Annotated in this window: 16 protein-coding genes; 13 read left to right on the top strand and 3 right to left on the bottom strand. The window is 64.4% G+C overall.

Annotation, left to right across the window (positions count from 1 at the left end; all coding sequences use genetic code 11):
• Positions 1 to 53: 53 nt before the first annotated feature.
• The 3 genes from L6Q21_RS06035 to L6Q21_RS06025 are packed head-to-tail and all read left to right on the top strand — an operon-like array spanning position 54 to position 3,930.
• A complete protein-coding gene (locus L6Q21_RS06035; RefSeq protein ID WP_237829775.1) occupies positions 54 to 1,238 on the top strand; it encodes an acyl-CoA dehydrogenase family protein in 1,185 nt (394 codons plus the stop codon).
• Positions 1,235 to 2,824 (top strand): long-chain-fatty-acid--CoA ligase, encoded by a 1,590-nt coding sequence (locus L6Q21_RS06030; RefSeq protein ID WP_237829773.1) that lies wholly within the window; start codon positions 1,235 to 1,237, stop codon positions 2,822 to 2,824. Before L6Q21_RS06035 ends, L6Q21_RS06030 begins: the two co-directional genes overlap by 4 nt.
• A 23-nt stretch (positions 2,825 to 2,847) precedes the next feature.
• A complete protein-coding gene (locus L6Q21_RS06025) occupies positions 2,848 to 3,930 on the top strand; it encodes an acyl-CoA dehydrogenase family protein (RefSeq protein ID WP_237829772.1) in 1,083 nt (360 codons plus the stop codon).
• Between the two features lie 20 nt (positions 3,931 to 3,950).
• Here the strand turns inward: L6Q21_RS06025 and L6Q21_RS06020 are convergent, their stop codons facing one another.
• Positions 3,951 to 4,709 carry a TetR/AcrR family transcriptional regulator gene (locus tag L6Q21_RS06020; RefSeq protein ID WP_237829771.1) on the bottom strand — a complete coding sequence of 253 codons (759 nt, stop codon included), beginning with the start codon at positions 4,707 to 4,709 and terminating at the stop codon, positions 3,951 to 3,953.
• A gap of 117 nt (positions 4,710 to 4,826) precedes the next feature.
• Positions 4,827 to 5,816, bottom strand: a complete 990-nt coding sequence (locus L6Q21_RS06015) for an NAD(P)H-quinone oxidoreductase (protein WP_237829770.1) — start codon at positions 5,814 to 5,816, stop codon at positions 4,827 to 4,829.
• 232 nt (positions 5,817 to 6,048) lie between these two features.
• On the opposite strand from L6Q21_RS06015, the gene L6Q21_RS06010 reads away from it, so the two are divergent.
• From L6Q21_RS06010 to L6Q21_RS05975, 8 genes are all read left to right on the top strand, one after another.
• Positions 6,049 to 8,472 (top strand): TonB-dependent receptor, encoded by a 2,424-nt coding sequence (locus L6Q21_RS06010; RefSeq protein WP_237829769.1) that lies wholly within the window; start codon positions 6,049 to 6,051, stop codon positions 8,470 to 8,472.
• A 156-nt stretch (positions 8,473 to 8,628) separates the two neighbouring features.
• Positions 8,629 to 8,931 carry an NIPSNAP family protein gene (locus L6Q21_RS06005; protein ID WP_237829768.1) on the top strand — a complete coding sequence of 101 codons (303 nt, stop codon included), beginning with the start codon at positions 8,629 to 8,631 and terminating at the stop codon, positions 8,929 to 8,931.
• Positions 8,928 to 9,686 carry a ThuA domain-containing protein gene (locus L6Q21_RS06000; protein ID WP_237829766.1) on the top strand — a complete coding sequence of 253 codons (759 nt, stop codon included), beginning with the start codon at positions 8,928 to 8,930 and terminating at the stop codon, positions 9,684 to 9,686. The genes L6Q21_RS06005 and L6Q21_RS06000 overlap by 4 nt, the downstream gene beginning before the upstream one ends.
• A 15-nt stretch (positions 9,687 to 9,701) precedes the next feature.
• The gene (locus L6Q21_RS05995) at positions 9,702 to 10,460 is read left to right on the top strand and encodes an SDR family NAD(P)-dependent oxidoreductase (protein WP_237829764.1); all 759 of its coding nucleotides are present in this window, start codon (positions 9,702 to 9,704) and stop codon (positions 10,458 to 10,460) included.
• Positions 10,432 to 11,301 (top strand): sugar phosphate isomerase/epimerase family protein, encoded by an 870-nt coding sequence (locus L6Q21_RS05990; RefSeq protein ID WP_237829763.1) that lies wholly within the window; start codon positions 10,432 to 10,434, stop codon positions 11,299 to 11,301. The genes L6Q21_RS05995 and L6Q21_RS05990 overlap by 29 nt, the downstream gene beginning before the upstream one ends.
• Positions 11,302 to 11,423: 122 nt before the next feature.
• Complete coding sequence (locus L6Q21_RS05985; protein WP_237829762.1) at positions 11,424 to 13,124, top strand: FAD-binding protein; 1,701 nt, start codon at positions 11,424 to 11,426, stop codon at positions 13,122 to 13,124.
• On the top strand, positions 13,121 to 14,731 hold the full coding sequence (locus L6Q21_RS05980; RefSeq protein WP_237829761.1) for a GMC family oxidoreductase: 1,611 nt from the start codon (positions 13,121 to 13,123) through the stop codon (positions 14,729 to 14,731). Before L6Q21_RS05985 ends, L6Q21_RS05980 begins: the two co-directional genes overlap by 4 nt.
• 320 nt (positions 14,732 to 15,051) lie before the next feature.
• Positions 15,052 to 16,200, top strand: a complete 1,149-nt coding sequence (locus tag L6Q21_RS05975) for an acyl-CoA dehydrogenase family protein (RefSeq protein ID WP_237829760.1) — start codon at positions 15,052 to 15,054, stop codon at positions 16,198 to 16,200.
• Between the two features lie 49 nt (positions 16,201 to 16,249).
• Here L6Q21_RS05975 and L6Q21_RS05970 read toward each other — a convergent pair whose 3' ends face one another.
• A complete protein-coding gene (locus tag L6Q21_RS05970) occupies positions 16,250 to 17,593 on the bottom strand; it encodes a carotenoid oxygenase family protein (protein ID WP_237829759.1) in 1,344 nt (447 codons plus the stop codon).
• Between the two features lie 255 nt (positions 17,594 to 17,848).
• On the opposite strand from L6Q21_RS05970, the gene L6Q21_RS05965 reads away from it, so the two are divergent.
• Complete coding sequence (locus L6Q21_RS05965) at positions 17,849 to 18,253, top strand: RidA family protein (RefSeq protein ID WP_237829758.1); 405 nt, start codon at positions 17,849 to 17,851, stop codon at positions 18,251 to 18,253.
• Positions 18,243 to 19,409 (top strand): pyridoxal phosphate-dependent aminotransferase, encoded by a 1,167-nt coding sequence (locus L6Q21_RS05960; RefSeq protein WP_237829757.1) that lies wholly within the window; start codon positions 18,243 to 18,245, stop codon positions 19,407 to 19,409. Before L6Q21_RS05965 ends, L6Q21_RS05960 begins: the two co-directional genes overlap by 11 nt.
• Positions 19,410 to 19,420: the final 11 nt, after the last annotated feature.

The raw sequence follows: 19,420 nt of genomic DNA, 5'->3' as shown, positions 1-19,420 counted from the left end.
TGGTGTCCGGCTATCATGCTGGCAGCGACTTGTTGCTGGAGAAATCTGTGTCGGTGACAGAGCGCCTCGGGCTTGTGGACATGGATGGATTTCGCGAGGATGTGCGTGCCTTCCTCTCCACCTCCCTCACTGCGGAGATGCGGGAAGCGGCCGACAGGCAGGCCGGCATTTACGCGGACCCCGACCTTGCGCGGGACTGGCACCTGACCCTTTATCAGAAGGGCTGGATCACTCCGTCCTGGCCGGTCGCCTATGGCGGCACGGGCTGGACGGCGGCGCAACGGCTGACTTTCGAGGTGGAGTGCGCCGCCGCCAATGCCCCGGTGCTTCCGGCCATGGGCCTGCAGATGTGCGGCCCGGTGCTGATCGGCCATGGAACGGACGAGCAGAAGGCCCGCTTCCTGCCAAGGATCCGCTCGGCCGAGGATTACTGGTGCCAGGGCTATTCGGAGCCCGGCGCCGGTTCGGATTTGGCCAGCCTGCGCTGCCGGGCCGTGCGCGATGGTGATGATTATGTCGTGAATGGAACGAAGATCTGGACCACGCACGCGCAGTTCGCCAATTGGGTGTTCCTGCTGGTGCGTACGTCTTCGGAAGGGCCGCAACAGGCCGGAATTACCTTCCTTCTGGCACCGATGGACAGCCCCGGGCTGACCGTCACTCCGATCATCTCCATGTCTGGCGAACATGAGGTTAACCAGCTTTTCTTCGACAATGTGCGGGTTCCTGTGGCGCTGCGCGTGGGCGCGGAGAACAATGGCTGGGAAGTCGCGAAATATCTGCTGCAGTTCGAGCGCGGTGGCGCGGCGGCCGGCGGCCGGCCGCTGCGTCTGCTGCGCAGCATAAGTGCACTTATGCAGGATGCCGCCGGCGAGCCGGAACATGTGGTGCACAGCCCGCAGTTCCGTCGCCGCCTTACGCTTCTGGAAATCGAATTGTCGGCGACTATGTGGACCCAGCGACGGGCGCTTTCGGCTGTTGCCTCCGGCGACCCAATGGGGGTGACGGCTTCGTCGATCCTGAAACTGAAGGCCACGGAAATGACCCAGATGGCATCCGAACTGGCGCTGGAAGCGCTGGGGCCTTTCGCTTCGGTGGACCAGTCGGTGGCGGCGGTAGGGCCGGTCGCCGGGAGATCGGTTGCGGCCCGCTATCTGAACATGCGCGCAGTCAGCATTTTCGGCGGCAGCAGCGAGGTGCAGCGGACCATCCTGGGCAAGGAGCTGCTGCGGCGATGAACTTGCCTCGCATCGCTTCGCAACCGCGCTGGATCACCTTGCCCGACATGGCAATGGAACAGGCGGAACGGCTGGGGGAGAAGCCCGCCCTGGATTTTCGTGATCGCAGGATCAGCTACGCCGGACTTGCGCGCAATATGTGGCGTATATTCCACGCTCTGCGGTCGGCGGGCTGCGCACCGGGAAGCCGTGTGGCCTGGTTCGGTAAAAATCGCGACGTTTATTATGAATTGTTGTTGGGCGCTGCCGCCGCTGGCGTGGTGGTGGTGCCGGTGAACTGGCGGCTGGCCGACCCGGAAGTCGAATGGATTCTTCGGGATTCGGAATGCCGGATCATCTTTGCCACCGCAGAGTTCGTGGAGCGAATAGCAGCCTTGGCCTTGCGTCTCCCGTCCGATGTCACCGTGATCGGCGTCGATGCCGCGGAAGGCCTTGCCTATTCCGATTGGCGGGATAGGCAGCCGTCGACACCGGTGACTGGCACGACGGATCCGGATTCGGCGGTCGTGCAGCTTTATACCTCCGGCACCACAGGCCATCCCAAAGGGGCGCTTCTCAGTCAGAGGGCCCTGCTGGTTTTCCGCTCTATTCCGGCGGCGCAGCAACCGGAATGGAACCGCTGGAGCGATGACGATGTCAGCCTCATCGTCATGCCGCAATTCCACATCGGCGGCACTGGTTTCGGCTTGCAGACGCTATGCTCAGGAGCGACCGGACTGGTGGAGGAGGAGTTCGATGCCGGTGCCGTGCTCGAAGCCATCGCGAGCCGGGGGCTGAGCAAGTTCTTCACTGTTCCTTCCGCCATTCAGATGCTGCTTCAGCACCCTCGTGTGCGCCAGATCGATTATTCGCGCATGCGTGCCATCGTATATGGCGCTTCGCCAATCCCGCTAGAATTGCTGCGCGAGGCGATGGACGTGTTCCGCACGGATTTCGTGCAGCAATATGGTATGACCGAGATGTGCGGCACGATCGCCGTGCTGGGGCCGGAGGCGCATGATGCCGCCGGGAATCCGCGCATGCTTTCTGCGGGGCGAGCGCTGCCCGGCGTGGAAATCGCCATTCAGGCACCGGATGGTGAATCGCTGCCGGCTGGCGTCACCGGCGAAGTCGTCATTCGCTCGCCGACCTGCATGCTCGGCTACTGGAAGATGCCTGAGGCCACCGCCGCTGCTCTTGACCCAGAGGGTTGGTTCCACACCGGCGATGCGGGTTATCTGGACGAAGAAGGCTATCTGTTTCTTCGGGACAGGCTGAAGGACATGATCGTGTCCGGCGGGGAGAATGTGTTTCCGGCGGAAGTGGAGAATGCCATCTTCAGCCATCCTGCCGTTCGCGAAGTGGCGGTGATCGGCGTTCCCGATGCGCGTTGGGGCGAGACGGTGAAGGCCGTGGTGGCGCTCCATCCCGGCGCGCAGGCGGATGCGGAAGAAATCCGCACTTGGGCGCGTGAGCGCATAGCAGGCTTCAAAGTGCCGAAATCGGTGGATTTCATTGCCTCCCTGCCGCGCAACGCCAGCGGTAAGATTCTCCGCCGCGAACTGCGCCAACCATATTGGGCCGGGCATGACCGGGCCATCAACTGACAGAGTTCCGGGAAGTGGCCGCAATGAGTGATGCACAGGAAAGCCGCGCGATCCTGAAGGACATGCTGAGGCGGATGCTGTCGAACAGGCAGGGCGAGGGCGATATGATGGCCCGCTGGCGGCAATTGCGCGACGAACTTGGCTTGCTGGCAGCGCCTCTGCCGGAAGCGCGCGGCGGGCTGGGCGGTGGCTTTGCCGACAGCGCGCTGATCGCGGAAGAACTGGGCTGTTGGCTGATGCCCGTGCCCTTTGTCGCGACTTCTGTGATCGCGATTGGCTTGTTCGATGCGCTGAGTCGAGAGGATCTGTCCGATCAGGTGGTGTCGGGCGACATTCTGCCCGTGCCTGCGCTGATGGAGGATGGGCGGGTAATGCGCGTGCGGCCAACAGCCACGATGTTGCGCGAGGAGGATGGCGTGTTGCGTCTGCGGGGGCGTAAGGAACTCGTGGAAGATGTGGACATGGCCAGCCATCTCCTTGTTCCCGCATGCGCCGATCGCAGCGGCGAACCCTTGCTGCTTCTCTTGCCTGCGGCTTTGCCTGGCATGGGCTGGAGCCGCTATCGTCTGCTGGACGGCCGGGAAGCCGCGACTGTGGTGTTCGACGACATCACGATTGCGCCAGATGCGGTAATCGGTAGAGGAGAAGCGGATTGGCAGCGGTTCGAGGCTGTACTGGACCGCGCCATGGTGGCCACATGTGCGGAAGCCTTGGGGCTCATGCGCGCAATGCTCGGGCAGACGGTAGATTATGTGAAGCAGCGGCGGCAATTCGGAAAGACGATCGCCAGTTTCCAGGTGGTCCAGCACCGGCTGGCAGACATGCTGATCGAGGTTGAGCAGGCCGCTTCCGTAACCGCAATGGCCGTGCAGGCGTTGCCCGACCCGATCGCAGCTTCCACGGCCAAGGCGCGGACGTCGCAGGCATTGCGCTTCGTGGCGCAGAATGCCGTGCAGCTTCACGGCGGTATCGGCACGACCGAGGAACTGGCGCTTTCCCGATATTTCAAGCGCGCGATGCTGCTGGAAACGCAATATGGTTCTGCCGAACAGCACCTCGCTCGGGTGGAGAGATTGCGCGAGGTGGAACGGTCGTTGATCGGTTAGGTGCGGCTCGCGGATGCCATTCAGACAGCAGCTTCTTCTTCCACGGAGACAGGCGGCGTGTAGACTGGCTTCGGATATTCCGGGAGCTTTCCTGTTTCACGGATGTTGCGCAGCATGGCACGTGCCTGTTTTTGTGTGTTTCCGCGCGTAACGCCGGCCGCGAGCGACAAAACCGCTGTGATCAGGCGGCGGACATAATCTTCATCGGAGATATGCCCCTTGGCCCAATCGTTGATCACGGCATATTCCAGGTTGGCGAAGTCGCCCGCCACCTCGTCCAGGATGACCCATTCCTCCAGGTCTCCATCTGCCGCCACACGGTTCAGCCATTGCTGCAGATTCAGGAAAGCCATGCCCCGCAAGGCGTCCCAAACGTCGCGGCTGCTGTTTTGCGAAAAGTAGATGGAGGTCACGGCCTGGGTGTAGTTGCGGGCTTTCAGGTTGCGGCGATTGACGGCGATGAGCCTGTCCACGATGCCCTCCAGCGTGTCGGCCGAGGTGCGATAACGCATATAGGCGTTCACCTCTTCATAGGCCTCGCGGATGGCGAGCGCGATGATCCGGTCCTTGTCGTGAAACGCATTATACAATGTGCGTTGCGCGACATCGGCCTGGCGGCACAAGGCTCTTATGCTGAAACCTTCGATGCCTTTTTCCGCAATCATCTTGCGTGTTTCGCGCAGAATACGCCTCCGCCGCTCCTGAATGCTGCTGCTGCTGTAAATCAGCGGCTTTTCCGGATGGGCTGCAAGGATCGCCGAACCTTCAGCATCATTCATCACATCGATCCCACTTCGGAAATGGTCAGAGACAATAGGTCCATGTTTATACATCGGTTGAGTGCCGAGAATAGCGCAGGAAATATGCCAGGGATTTAGCGGGGCAGGCCGGACAAGTCACGGAATCAACGTGACCTTGCCGAACTGGCTGCCGGTTTCGAGATGGCGATGGGCCGCGGCGGCCTCCGACAGCGCGAACTCCCGATCCACCGGCGGTCGCACTTTCCCATCCTTTACCCACGGCCAGACATGCGTCTCAATTTCGCGTGTGATACGGGCTTTTTCTTCGGCCGGCCGAGCCCGCAGAGTGGAACCGGTGATGGTGAGACGCTTGAACAACAGCAGGCCCAGATTGAGCGTGACTTCCGCGCCATCCAGAAAGGCGATCTGCGCCAGCCGCCCGTCCGGCTTCAGGGCGGCAATGTTCCGATCAAACCAGGAGCCGCCGCCAATGTCGAGTATCACATCCGCTCCGCCCAGTTCCGTTACGACGGCTACGAAATCTTCGGCCGAATTGTCCACTGGACGATCCGCCCCGAGTTGTCTCGCCCAAGCGGCCTTTTCCGCGTTGCGCGCGGTGGCGACCACGCGCGCGCCAGCGGCCTTTGCCATGAGGATGGCGGTCGTGCCGATGCCACTGTTCGCGCCGTGGATCGCCACGGTTTCACCGGCTTGGAGCCGGCCCCGCTCGAACAGGTTCGCCCAGACCGTGAACAGCGTTTCCGGCAAGGCCGCAGCTTCGGAATAGCCCATACCGTCCGGTATCGGGAGTGCGTGGCGGGCGTCGACCACGGCATATTCCGCGTAACCGCCGCCAGGCAGCAGGGCTGTCACTTTGTCTCCGATTGTCCAGCGCGGGGTATCCGGCCCCATGTCGACGACATCGCCGGCCACTTCGAGCCCGATTATCTCCGACGCGCCGGGCGGAGGGGGGTAATTGCCTTCGCGTTGCGCGATATCCGGTCGGTTGACTCCTGCCGCGCGCACACGGATCAGGATCTGCCCAGGCCCGGGCCGTGGCATGGTGACGGTGACGACATGAAGTGCTTCGGCGGGCCCCTTGCCCTCGCGCACGGCAATGGCGCGCATGGTATCTGCTCTGGTCATGCAGCCACTGTTCGCAGCGGCGGCAAAAGTGTCAAGGCAAAATATATAGCGCGATATTCAATTATTTCTCAAACGACTTGCGGCACGAGCGTCATGCTCTGCCGCCGGTGTGCGAGATACAAGATCGGGCAAATCTTATAACGCGATACATGTTTGTTGACAGTAGAGATATTGCGCGTTATCCATTTGCTGCCGTCGCCGGAAAAATGAGCGATGCCCGATGGGAGGGAATATGAAAAAGAGCGTTCTGATGCGGGAACGAATCGTGGCCGCTGCCGCCATTGCGCTGCTCGCGGGGCCTGCCCCGTCTTTCGCGGCAGCGGATGGGGCTGCGGATACCGGGTCGTCGGTGAGCGAGGCCGATATCATCGTCACCGCTCGCAAGCGCAGCGAAAGCCTTGTGGACGTGCCGGTGGCGATCAGCGCCCTCTCCGGCGACCAGCTCGCGCGCTACAATGTGAACGACTTGAACCGGGTCGCGATCATGCTGCCCAATGTGACCATTGTGAAGGCCGCTTCCGGCACCGGTGCCAGCATGACCATCCGTGGCCTCGGCTCCACCTTCAACGATTTCGGCATCGATCAGACGGTTTCGGTGAACATCGACGGCATTCAGATCAGCCGAGGCTTCATCACCAACGTCGCTTTCTTCGATGTGGCGCAGGTGGAGGTGCTGAAAGGCCCGCAGGCGCTCTTCTTCGGCAAGAACAGTCCGGCAGGCGTCGTTTCCGTCCGTTCGAATGATCCCGGCGCGGAGTTCGAGGCTTCCATTCGTGGCGGTTACGAATTCGTGGCGGACGAGGCTTATCTGGAAGGCTATGTCTCCGCTCCGCTGACCGACACGCTGGGCGCGCGGCTGGCGGTGCGCTACTCCGACATGAAGGGCTATCTGCGGAATACCTCCGGTCCGATCCCGGACAATCCCCTGGAGCCTTCGGCGCCACTGCCGGGCGGCCCCGACCGCGCGGTGGGCAGCGATACCCTTACAGGTCGTCTGACCCTGAAATGGGATCCGATGGACAGATTCACCGCGAACCTGAAAGTGCTGGGCAACCGCTATCGTGACAATGGCATGGGGCAGATTGCCCAGTCTGTCCGCTGCGCGGACGGCTATGACCTGCCCACCACGACCAATGGCGTTCTGCGCGTGACCGATCCTTATGGGGACTGCCGCGCCGATAACCGTATCCAGGCCGGCAACCTGCCCGAGAATGTGGCCGCCGGCTATCCGGGCGCGCGCGACGGCAAGATGTACTCCGAAGTCGACGCCGTTCTGGCCACGCTCAACATGAACTATGATCTGGGGTCGATCGCCCTTACCTCTGTCACCGGTTATAGCTGGGGGGATTTCGAGACCTTCTCCAACTATGGTTACGACAGTTTCATGCGTTTCCCGGGCTATGTGACGGAGACGTCGCGTCTGTTCACCCAGGAACTGCGGGTGAACAGCGATTTCGACGGCCCTGTGAACTTCGCCGTCGGCGCCTATTTCGAGAAGTCCAAGCGCGAGGGGCAGATCAATACGCGGGGGCCCGGATCGCCCCAGCCGGATCCGGCGACGGGGCTGACCGTCTCCAACCTTCGGGTGCATAGCATCCGTAACGAGGCCATCTCCGTTTTCGGCCAGATGATATGGGATATTACGGACACCATCGAACTGGCGGGTGGCGCGCGCTTCACGCATGAGACCAAGGATACGGTGCAGGGCAATACCTATGTGCACCCGACGTCGATAAATGTGCTGCTGCCAGCCGGATTGATGCTGAAGCACAATTTCAAGGACGACAATATCTCGCCCGAGGTCACGCTGAGCTGGCGTCCCCAGGATGACCTGACGATTTACGCTGCCTACAAGACTGGTTACAAATCTGGAGGCGCCTCGATCCCCACGGGCATGACCATGTCGCTGCTGGAGACGGACCTTGGTTTCGGGCCGGAAAAGGCGAAGGGCGGCGAAATCGGCATCAAGGGTCTGGCGCTCGACCGGCGGCTTTCTTTCAGCGCCGACGCCTATAGCTACAATGTGAGCGGTCTTCAGCTAGTGGCGGTGGAGAATTTGCCGAGCGGTATATTCACCAATGTGGTTCGAAATGCCGCCGAGGCACGCACGCGCGGGGCAGAGGTGGAGGTGAGCTATCGGGCGACCGAGGATCTGTCCGTGCGCTCCTCCCTGTCTTACAACGAGGCCATCATCACCAGCTATCCGGCGGCGCCCTGCTGGGCTGGCCAGACTGCGGCGACGGGCTGCGTGACTTCCACCGGGCCTGGAGGCGCTGTCGTCCGCACCACGGACAGGGCGGGCGATCCGCTTTCCAAGGCCCCGAAATGGACCTTCACTGCAGGTTTCGACTATGATGTGCCGATCAGTTCCAGCCTTTATCTGGGTGTGTCTGGCGCAGGCAAATATGTAAGTTCCTATCGCACCCAGGACGATGGCGCCCCCTATGCGTTCCAGCCGGCCTATATGACCGTGGACGCCACGCTTCGCCTGCGGGAAGCAGACGACAAATGGGAACTGGCGGTGATAGGCCGCAACCTGACCAACGAATATTATCTACAGGTGTCGTCGGCGAAGCCGGGCGGTTTGCCCGGTGAGTTGCATGGCGTGATCGCGCGACCGCGCGAAGTGGCCCTGCAGGCGACCGTGAAGTTCTGAGTTCCTCCCTGGAAGGGCGTCCGTCCATCCCATGGGGCTGGACGGTACGCTTCTTCCGCGAGGGGCTGTGTCATATCATGGCTGACTGCCCGGTTGCCGCATGTGATCTTGGCGGAGGACCGGAAAAGGTCGGCTGAGAAGGAAGGGCGTTCGGGAATGGCCGTTTACCTGCACAATGTGATCCGCGCAGTGCCGGGCAAACGGGCCGAATTGCTGGAGGTGATCCAGACCGAGCTGAAACCGATGATGGAGCGCGAGGGCTGGAAGCTGCTGTCGGTCTATTATGGGCTTTCCGGGGCCATCAACCATTACACGGCCTGGTGGGAACTCGCCGATGTGGACAGCTATGAGCGGGGTCGTGCGGCGGTGGCCGCGCATCCGGATTTCCCACGTGTGCGCGCCTTGCTGGATTCCTGCCTGGCGGACGAGACCATCACCCTGATGGATCGACGCTTGTGACGGCGAGCCCCACGATGCGGCGCGATGCGGTGCTCGTGGCGTCGGGCCGCTATCACGACATAGATTACGCCCGCGCGGAGTTGCTGATGCATCTGGGCGAGCGGATGGAAATCCGCACGCGCGTGCGAGAGGACTATGCCGATATAGGGCTTCTAGCCGCGTCGAGCATGATGATTTCCTATACCTGCGACGTGGTGGCGACGCCCGAGCAGGTGGCCGGCATCCGGGATTGGCTGAGCGACGGAGGACGCTGGTTCGCTCTGCATGGCACCAACTCCATTCTCCGCTTCACCGACGATGGGCGCGTCGATACGCCGGATGAGGCCCCGGAGTTCATGCAGCTTCTGGGTTCCCGCTTTGCCGCGCATCCGCCTATCGAGCGCTATCGGGTGGATGTGGCCGACCCGGCCCACCCGCTGGTGCGCGGGATCGAGCCATTCGAGGTGACGGACGAGCAGTATCTCGCCCATCTCACCGCCCCCGTGCATGTGTTGCTGGACACCTGGTTCGAGGGGGAGACGCCGCGTTTCGTCGACAGCCAATGGCCGGGGCGGCGGCATCCGATATTCTATCTGCGGCGCGTGGGGCGTGGAGGCATTCTCTATCTGACGCTGGGCCATTGCCGTGGCCATCACGACATGCAGCCGCTGACCGATTGGTGGCCCGATGTGGATCGCGGAAGCTGGGAGGAGCCGGCTTTTCGCGAACTGGTGCGCCGGGGCATCGGCTGGGCGGCCGGCGACGGATCAATCTAACCACGGGAGTTTGCAATGGATCTGGGACTGAAGGGGCGCAAAGTCATCCTTACCGGCGGCAGCCGGGGCATCGGCCGTGCGGCTCTGGAACTGTTTGCCGCCGAGGGCGCCGACGTCGCTTTCTTCTCGCGGAATCCCGAGCAGGTGGCGGAGGCGGTTTCCAGTCTGCAGCGCCATGGCGGCAAGGTATTCGGCGAAGCCTTCGAGCTTGCCGATCCCGACGCTTATCGCTCCTGGCTCGTGCGTGCTGCCGAAGCCTTGGGTGGAGCGGATATTTTCGTCCACAATGTAAGCTCGTCGGGTTCGGGCGCTGGCGGCGACTGGAACGCCACGTTGAATCTGGACATTCTGGGCGCTGTGCATGGGGTGGAGGCGCTGACCCCCTTCCTTGAAAAGTCCGACCATGCCTCGGTGATCTTTCTCACTTCCACCGCGGCGCTGGAGACCTTCCTGTCGGCCAATGCCTTCAACGCGCTGAAGGCGGCGCTCATCACCTATGCCAAGCAGCTTTCGCAAGCACTCGGGCCGAAGGGAATCCGGGTCAATTGCGTGGCCCCGGGGCCGATCCTGTTTCCAGGCGGAAACTGGGAAAAGATCAAGGCCGGACGGCCGGAATTGTTCGAACAGACGGCGGCGAAGATGGTGCATGGCCGCTTCGGCAGCGCCGAGGAAGTGGCGAAGAGCATCGTCTTCCTGGCCAGCCCGGCCTCTTCCCATACCACCGGCGTCAATCTGGTCGTGGACGGTGGCTATACGAAACGCGTGCAGTTCTGACGGTATCACCCCCATCGCGCTCCACCAGCTGAGCGCGATGGAGGTGCGGCCGATGGAGGCCTTTGTCCGCCTGGCGGCCGAGGCCGGTTATACTGCTGTCGATATCTTCGTTCGCTGGCGCCCTGCGATGATCGCAGGCCCGGCGATGATCGACGGCGCACAGGAACTGCAAGAAGTGCGGGCCATATTGGCGGACAATGGCCTTGTTGTCAGCAACCTCGAATCCTTTCCGATCGTGCCGGAGTTCGATTGGCAAGCCTTCGAGCGGGCGGTGGCCTTGGGCGGAGAATTGGGCGCACGCAGCCTGACCATGTTCCTGTGCGACCCGGACATGGCGCGCGGCTGGGCGACATTGGCACGTGCCGCCGAACTGGCGGCCAGCCATGGCTTGTGGATCGGCATAGAGACCACCCCTATCAACCGCATTCCGAGGCTGACCGATCTGGCAAGGGCAATCATCGCCGAAGGAATCGGCAACCTGCGCTGCGTCGTGGATATCCTGCACGCGCACCGCAATGGGGAAGGGCCTGCCGACATGGCGGAAATCGCCCCCGGGCTGGTGGGAGGCGTGCAAGTGATGGATGCGCCGCTGGCGCTCCCGGGGCCTGCCGACCATGAGCCCTTCCAGCGGAGGATGATGGAAGCGCTGACGCAGCGGCTCTTTCCGGGAGAGGGCGAACTGCCCCTTGCCGGCTGGCTGGCGGCACTCCCCGCAGGCGCGCCTCTTTCACTGGAGGTGCCACATGCCCGTGCGGCGGAACATATGGATGCTTCGGCCCGCGCCCGTGCTGCGTTGTGTGGGTTGCGGGCGATTCTGGCCCAGATGTCCGACCATCCCTGACACATGTCATAAGAACCGAAATTCTGGACTTGTCCGGCAAATGGATAGAATATAATGCGTGTTATATTAATTGGGGAGATGGGAATGCGCAGACGTCGCCGGTCTAAGGGAAAGCTGCAGCCATGACCGCGGCCGCGCAGGCTGACAGCGTGGACGTGCTGGTCGTCGGAAGTGGAGCGGCCGCCTTTGTGGCGGCGATCACCGCCCGCAAGGCCGGGCTCGACGTGCTGATGGTGGAGAAGGCCGACATCTATGGCGGCACAAGCTGCTTTTCCGGCGGCGTGCTTTGGATTCCCGGCAACCATCATTCCGCGACCCTTGGGCCTGACAGCCGCGAGGCCGCGCGCACCTACATCGCCCATGAGGCGGGCAATCTGTTCGACGCCGAGCGCGTGGACGCCTTCCTGGAAAATGGGCCGGAAATGGTGGCCTTCCTGGAGCGGGAGACGGAAGCTGAGTTTTTCCCTTTCCCCTATCCCGATTATCATCCGGACTATCCAGGGCATAGCGCTGTGCGCTCGCTGGGGATCAAGGATTATGAGGCATGGCGGCTGGGCGAGCATCGCAAACGGCTGCGCCCCGGTCTGACCCAGATGAACTTCATGGGGCTGGCCGTCGGCTCCAATGTGGAGATGAAACAGTTGATGAGCGCCGGTCGGTCCCTGAAAGGACTGGCCTTCGTCGCGCGGAAGTTCGGGCTGCTGCTGAAGGACCTGCTGCGCTATGGTCGGCCGGACCCTGTGGTGCGCGGACGCGCGCTGATTGCCCGGCTCTCGCGCACCGCCTTCGATATCGGCGTGGAACTCTGGCTGGAGGCGCCGGCAACGGAATTGACGATGGAGGGGGGCCGGGTGACGGGGGCCGTCATCTCCGTTCGCGGCCAGCCCACCGAGGTGCGGGCAAGGCGCGGCGTGGTGCTTTCCAGCGGCGGCTTTCCACATAATGCCGAGCGCACGGCAAAAGCCTATCCGCATGTGGCGGCCGGCCGGCGCCATCACAGCCTTTCCGTCCCGACCAATACGGGCGATGGTGCGAGTCTCGCCGAAAGCGCCGGCGGTTTCGTCGAGGAAAAGGTGCAGCAGCCGGCAGCGTGGATGCCCGCTTCCGTCATCCCCGGGCGTCAAGGGCCGGCGGCGATGTGGCCGCACATCGTGGACCGGCAGAAACCTGGCTATCTGGCCGTGACGGCGGACGGGCGGCGCTTCACCAATGAATCCGCCCCCTATCACGACTTCGTGCCGGCCATGGTGGCCGCTACCGCGCACCTGCCGGAAACCTGCGCTTGGCTGGTGTGCGACAGCCGCACCATCCGCCGCTATGGCCTGGGCTTCGTGAAGCCCGCGCCGGTGCCGTTCGGCCAGCATGTGCGTTCGGGCTATATCCTGCGCGGCGAGACGCTCGCTGAACTGGCGGCGCAGGCCGGGATCGACGCCAATACCTTTGAGGCGACCGTGGAGCGATTCAACCGCTTCGCGCGGCTGGGACAGGACCCGGATTTCCAGCGCGGGCAGGACAGCTACGACCATTCCCAGGGCGACCCCGAGGCGCCGCACCCCAATCTCGGGCCGGTGGAGCAGGGGCCTTTCTATGCCTTGAAACTGGTGCCGGGGGACATTGGCACCTTTTCCGGAATCCGCACGGACGGCCGCGCGCGGGTGGTGGACTCGCATGGGAGGCCAATTCCCGGCCTTTACGCTGCGGGGAACGACGCGCTGAGCTGCATTTCCGGCGGCTATGCCGGGGCGGGCGGAACGCTGGGGCCGGGCATGACGCTGGGCTACATCGCCGGCAAGGAACTGGCGACGCTGGAACCGCAGGCATGAGCGCGCCCTGGGACTATATCATCGTCGGCGCCGGATCCTCCGGCTGCGTGCTGGCCGAGCGGCTTTCGGCCGACCCGCGCTGCCGGGTGCTGCTGCTGGAAGCGGGTGAGGTGGATGACGCTTTTCTGGTGAGTATGCCCAAGGGGATAGGCAAGCTGGCTTCCAACCCGCGCCACGCCTGGATCTATCCCGTCGAGCAGCGGCGCGTCGCCGATGTGCCGTCCACGGAAAGCTGGGTGCGTGGAAAGGGCCTGGGCGGCTCTTCCGCCATCAACGGCATGATCTGGGTGCGCGGCCGACCGGAGGATTACGAAGCCTGGGAAAGGCTTGGCGCCACCGGTTGGGGAGCCGACACTATGCGCGACGCCTTCATGGCGATCGAGGACCATGAACTGGGCGCGGGGGATGGGCGCGGCGTGGGCGGGCCGGTGCATGTGAGCAGCGGCAAGTTTCGCTATCCGCTGGCCGAAGCGCTTATCGAGGCGGGCGAGACCATGGGGCTCCGCCGCAAGGAAGATCTGAACAGCCCCGGGCAGGAAGGGATCGGCTATTATGCGCACAACATCCGGCACGGGCGCCGGCAGAGCGCGGCCACGGCCTTCCTGAAACCGGCGCGTCGTCGCCCCAATCTGCAGATTGAAACCGGTGTGGCGGTGGAGCGGATTCGCTTCGACGGGCGCCGGGCGGTGGCGGTGGAGGCGCGAGGGCCGGAAGGGCCGCGTGTCTACACCATCGGTGGCGAAGTCATCCTGTCGACCGGGGCGGTGGTGTCTCCGGCGATTCTCCAGCGCTCGGGCGTGGGGCCGGGGGCGTTGCTGTCCGGGCTGGGGATCGACGTCGTTGCCGACCGCGCCGGGGTTGGGCGGCACATGCAGGACCATCTGGGCTTCTCCATGCCTTTCCGCCTGCGCGGCGTGGCGGGAAACAATCGCGAGTTCCATGGGCTTGGCTTGGCGCGCAACGTGCTGCGCTACCTGCTGACACACAGCGGGCCGCTGGCGACCGGGCCATATGAAATCGGTGCTTTCCTGCGCTCCCGCCCGGAGGTGGCGCTGCCGGACATGCAGCTTTTCGGTTCCGCCTTCACGTTCCGCCGTGTGTCCAACGCCAATTATCCGGTGCAGCTTGCGGCGGTGGAAAAGGAGCCGGGGCTCACCCTCTATGCCCAGCTCATCTCGCTGGAGAGCGAAGGCGAGGTGTATATCCGTGGCGCCGGATCGGACGATGGTCTGGTGATCAAGCCCAACTGGCTCTCCACCGCCAATGACGAGGCAACGGCTGTGGCGGCGGTGCACACCATGCGCCGGCTGATGGCGCAGCCGGCCATCTCCCGGTTCCTCAGCGAGGAACTGGCTCCCGGCTCCACCGTGGAAACCGACGCGGAAATCCTGCAAGCGTTCCGCCTGCTTTCCCGCTGCGGCACCCATGCGGTCGGAAGCTGCCGTATGGGCGGCGAGGCGGAGGTGTGCGACCCGCGGCTTCGTGTGCGCGGCGTGGAGGGCGTGCGCGTGGCGGACTGTTCGGTGATGCCGGGGCTGGTGTCCGGCAACACCAATGCCCCGGCCATGGCGCTGGGGTGGTACGCGGCCAGCCTGATCCGGAGTTGAGTGTTAGCCCTGCAATATGAACGCACGGGCTGACGCCGTGGCAATTTCGCTGCCGCGCGGCAGCGAGCGACCCATCTGCCTGCATGTTTGCAGCCCATATATGCAATTTCGCCGATTGCCTGCGCGCTTGCGACACCGCAGGAGTGAGGTGGGAGATCACGCGGCGAAAAGCGGTGAGGGGGGGGCGAATATGGCGCATCCGGTCGCCGGTAAGTCGGCCTTGCCCTGTCTGCGCTTCGGCGGCGATAACCCGCACCATATGATCCGTGCTTCCGGACCGAAGGGGAACATCTTCGGCCATTCGACCTTGAGGTGACGACATGCCGCAATTCGCCCTGACTGAGGACCAACTCGCCATCCAGGACATGGCGCGCCGCTTCACCGCGACGGAGATCACCCCCTTTGCGGCCGAGTGGGACGAGAAGCACCACTTCCCGCGCGAAACCATCGTGAAGGCGGCGGAACTGGGCTTCGGCTCCATCTACGTCAGCGAGGAATCGGGCGGCATCGGCCTCGGCCGGCTGGAATCGGCGCTCATCATGGAAGCGATGGCCTATGGCTGCCCCTCCACCTCCGCCTTCATCTCCATCCACAACATGGCGAGCTGGATGATCGACCGCTTCGGCGACGCAGCGGTGAAGACGAAATACCTCCCCCGGCTGGTGCTGATGGAGCTGATCGCCAGCTATTGCCTCACCGAACCCGGCTCCGGCTCCGACGCGGCGGCGCTGAAGACCAGCGCAGTGCGGGACGGAGACCATTATGTCGTAACCGGCTCCAAGGCCTTCATCTCGGGCGGCGGTGCCAATGATATCTATGTCACCATGGTGCGCACCGGCGACGGCGGCGCCAACGGCATCTCCTGCCTGGTGATCGAGAAGGACATGCCCGGCGTCTCCTTCGGCGCCAATGAGCGCAAGCTCGGCTGGCGCTCGCAGCCCACCTCGCTGGTGCATTTCGATGGGGTACGTGTGCCGGTGGAAAATCGCGTGGGCGAGGAAGGCCAGGGCTTCCGAATCGCCATGGCCGGGCTGGACGGTGGCCGCCTCAACATCGGCGCCTGTTCGCTGGGCGGCGCCCAGCGCGCCATCGACGAGACCCTCGGCTATGTCCGCGACCGGCGGCAGTTCGGCAAGGCCATCGCCGACTTCCAGGCGACGCAATTCACCCTATCTGACATGGAAACCGAGCTTCAGGCGGCGCGTGCGCTTCTCTATCTCGCCGCCGCCAAGGTGACGGCGGGGGCGCCCGACAAGACGAAGTTCGCGGCGATGGCCAAGCGCTTCGCCACCGACACCGGCTCCGCCGTCGTCGACCGGGCGCTGCAATTGCACGGCGGCTACGGCTATCTGATGGATTATCCGATCGAGAAGCTGTGGCGCGATCTCAGGGTCCATCGCATCCTCGAAGGCACCAACGAGATCATGCGCGTGATCATCGCCCGCGAACTGCTGCGCGAAAACGGCTAGGCTCCCCTGTATTCAGGTCGCTGTTCCGCTTCTGAGCGAATGCAAGCGGTCAGCTCGCCACCCAGTTGCCGTGGAAGCCTGGTGGCACCCGGTGGGGGATATGGATTCGCGCGACAGGCTCAGCTTCGAACGCCTGCGCGTCTAGGATGACGAGGTCGGTGTTGTCGTTGCGGCTGTCGATCACCAGCCCGATCAGCCAGCCCTGCTGTTCGGCGGCATCGGCGCCTTTGGGCACGAACATGAATTCGCCCGGGAAGCGGCCTTCGCCGAAATCGTGAATCTCCTTCGCGCCGCTTTCAAGATCGTGGCGGTAGAGGGCGCTGCCGCCCGGCGCCGTGTCGGCGGGATCCCGCGGCTGTGAGAGGGTGTGGATCCAGCGGTGCTGCCGGCCGAGAAGCCGCTCGTCTATCCGGGGGAACTCCTGCGGCGCGCTGTCGATGACGCGGATGGAAATGGTTCGCGCGTCCGGGTCGATCGTCCAGCGCTCCAGTCCCCGGCATCGGTCCGGATGCTCGGCGAACATGGTTTCGAAGGCGCAGACATCTAGGGTCACCTTACCGTCGTCCGCGTCATAGGCATTGGCTACGTGATAGACATAGGAAAGCGGCGCCTCGCACCAGAGGATGTCGGCGGCCGTGCCGTTGCGCGGCAGCAGGCCGACGCGGCAGGGTAGATCAGGCTGCCAGGCATAGGGCAAAGGGCTTCCGGCTTTGGCCGCTTCGGGCACGAAGGCGGCGGGCATGTCCAGCAGGATCAGGAAGCGTCGGGTGATGGCGCAGTCGTGGATCATCGGCCCGTGCGGCAGGCCCAGCGGCTCCTCCCGCATAACCTTCCCCGCCGCGTCGATCACCACATGCGCGGCCTTGCCGGGCTCCATCCACTGGTAGCTGACGGCATGGGTTTCGCCGGTCAGCGGGTCCAGATGCGGGTGGGCGCTGTAGGCGCCGGCCAGCGTGCCGCCGAAGTCGCTGTAGCGCTGGTTGCGCAGATCGGCCGACAGGGCGACCGGGGTGCTGCCGCTTTCGATCAGGCCATAGAGCTGCCCGGCGATCGGGGCGACATTGGTGTTGACGGTGTCCGCCACGCCATGGCGCGGGCCCGGTGCCGGTTCCTCGCCCAGCGCCTCGGCCACGCGGTGCGAGCGGATGAAGCGGTTGCGATACCAGAGCGCCTTGCCACCCGAGACGGCGATGCCATGCACCATGCCGTCGCCGATGAAGGGGTGGTAGAAGCTCGGGTCGGCGCGCAGCGGGTTCGGCCCCATCCGGTAATAATGGCCCTGGAGGTCCGCCGGAATCGTGCCGGTCACGGCCAGTTCGCCAAGGTCCAGTTCGTCGCGCATCGGGGCCCAGAGGCCCGACAGAAAGGGGTTCGCAGGCAAATCCCGGGTCATGCGGGCCGGTCCTCCACAAGCTGCTCCAAAGGCTGGTCCTGCATTGATCGTGTCTCACTTGCCGATGTCTGGTGCCAAGGGGTCCGTTGACCCCTTCCTGAAGCTGGCTTCTAGAAGCTGGCCGGGCGGCAAGTCTTGTCGCTTTCCCGCCTGTCTCTTTGCATTTTTCCGAACCTGCCCTGTCAGAGCGGGGAGTGGCAGTTGTGCCCATGCCGCGGCTTTCCATCCGGCCGGGCGGCGGCTAGAGCCCGGGGCATGGCCAGCCCGCTTCCCCGCACCACCGCTTCTTCTGGCTCGCCCTATGAGGCGAGCATCGGTTTTTCCCGCGCCGTGCGCGTGGGGAATCGTATCCTGGTTTCCGGCACCGCGCCTGTCGAGGCGGACGGTTCCAGCACGCCGGGCGATGCGGAAGTGCAGGCGGCGCGCTGCTTTCAGTTGATCGTGCAGGCGGTGGAAACGCTGGGCGGAACTGCCGCCGACATCGTGCGCACACGGATGTTCCTGGTGGACGCCGCCGACGCTGAAGCGGTCGGCCGGGCGCATGGAGCCGTTTTCGCGGCCATCCGCCCCGCCGCCACGATGGTGGCCGGCGCGGTGTTGCTGCGGCCGGAATGGCGGGTGGAAATCGAAGCGGAGGCGATCGTCGGCGATGATGGCTGAACGACGCAAACCCCGCCTTTCCCCGATGGCCGGCCGGCTGGCGGCGGGCGGGCAGTCCTCCGCCTGGGCGATCGCCGACGAGGTTCTGCGGCGGACATCGCTCGGTGAGCCGCTGCTGCTGCTGACGCTGGGCGATCCCGTCTGCCCGCCGCACCCGGCCATCGTCGCGGCGACGAAGGCGGCGCTGGACGCGGGCCGCACCCATTACACGCCGCTGCTGGGCGAACTGGCGCTGCGCGACGCCATCGCCCGGCGCGAAGGGGCCGACGCCGCCAATGTCGCCGTGGTGCCCGGCGCCCAGCACGCCTGCTACGCCGCGCTGGCGCTGCTGGCGGGGGAGGGGGACGAGGTTATCCTGTCCGACCCTTATTACGCCACCTATCCCGGCGCGGTGGCGGCGACCGGCGCCCGCGCGGTGATGGCGCGCGCCCGGCCGGACCTGTCGATCGACATCGACGCCATCGCCGCCGCCATCACGCCCGCCACGCGGGTGATCTTCCTGAACAGCCCCGCCAACCCCAGCGGCGCGGCGCTTTCGGTGGCCGACTACGCCCGCCTGTCGGACCTGGCCGAGACGCGTGACCTGTGGCTGATGGTGGACGAGGTTTACGCGAGCTTCGGTTTCGGCGCCCCGCCGCCGCGCGCCTGGGCGCATGGCCCGAAGGGGCGGACCATCGTCGTCAACAGCCTGTCGAAGAGCCACGCCATGACCGGCTATCGCATCGGCTGGGTGCTGGCGCCCGAAGAGGTGACGGTTGCGCTGGGCGACTGGAGCGCCGCCGCGCTGTTCGGGGTGAGCCAGTTCGTGCAGGACGCGGCGCTAGAGGCCCTGGGCCTGCCGGAGGCGGAACTGGCGGATTATCACGGCGGCTTCGCGAAGCGCGCGGCGCTGGTGGTGGAGCGGGCCAACGCCATCCCCGGTCTGAAGGCCGCCATGCCGGCCGGGGGTATGTTCGTGATGATCGACTGCCGCGGCGTCGAAGCCGACGATGTGGCCTTCGCCTATAGGTTGCTGGAAAAAACCGGTGTCGCCACCATGCCGGCGAGCGGTTTCGGCGACGTCGGGCGCGGGCATCTACGGATCAGCCTGACGCCAGATGCGGCGACGCTTGAAGAGGCGTTCGACCGCATTGCCCAACATCTCCGGCGGGGCTGACCCCGCCGGAG

The organism is Sandaracinobacteroides sayramensis, from assembly GCF_022014495.1.
Classification (GTDB): Bacteria; Pseudomonadota; Alphaproteobacteria; order Sphingomonadales; family Sphingomonadaceae; genus Sandaracinobacteroides; species Sandaracinobacteroides sayramense.
Note: the sequence above shows the minus strand (reverse complement) of the source record. Positions and strands in the feature narration are given on the sequence as shown.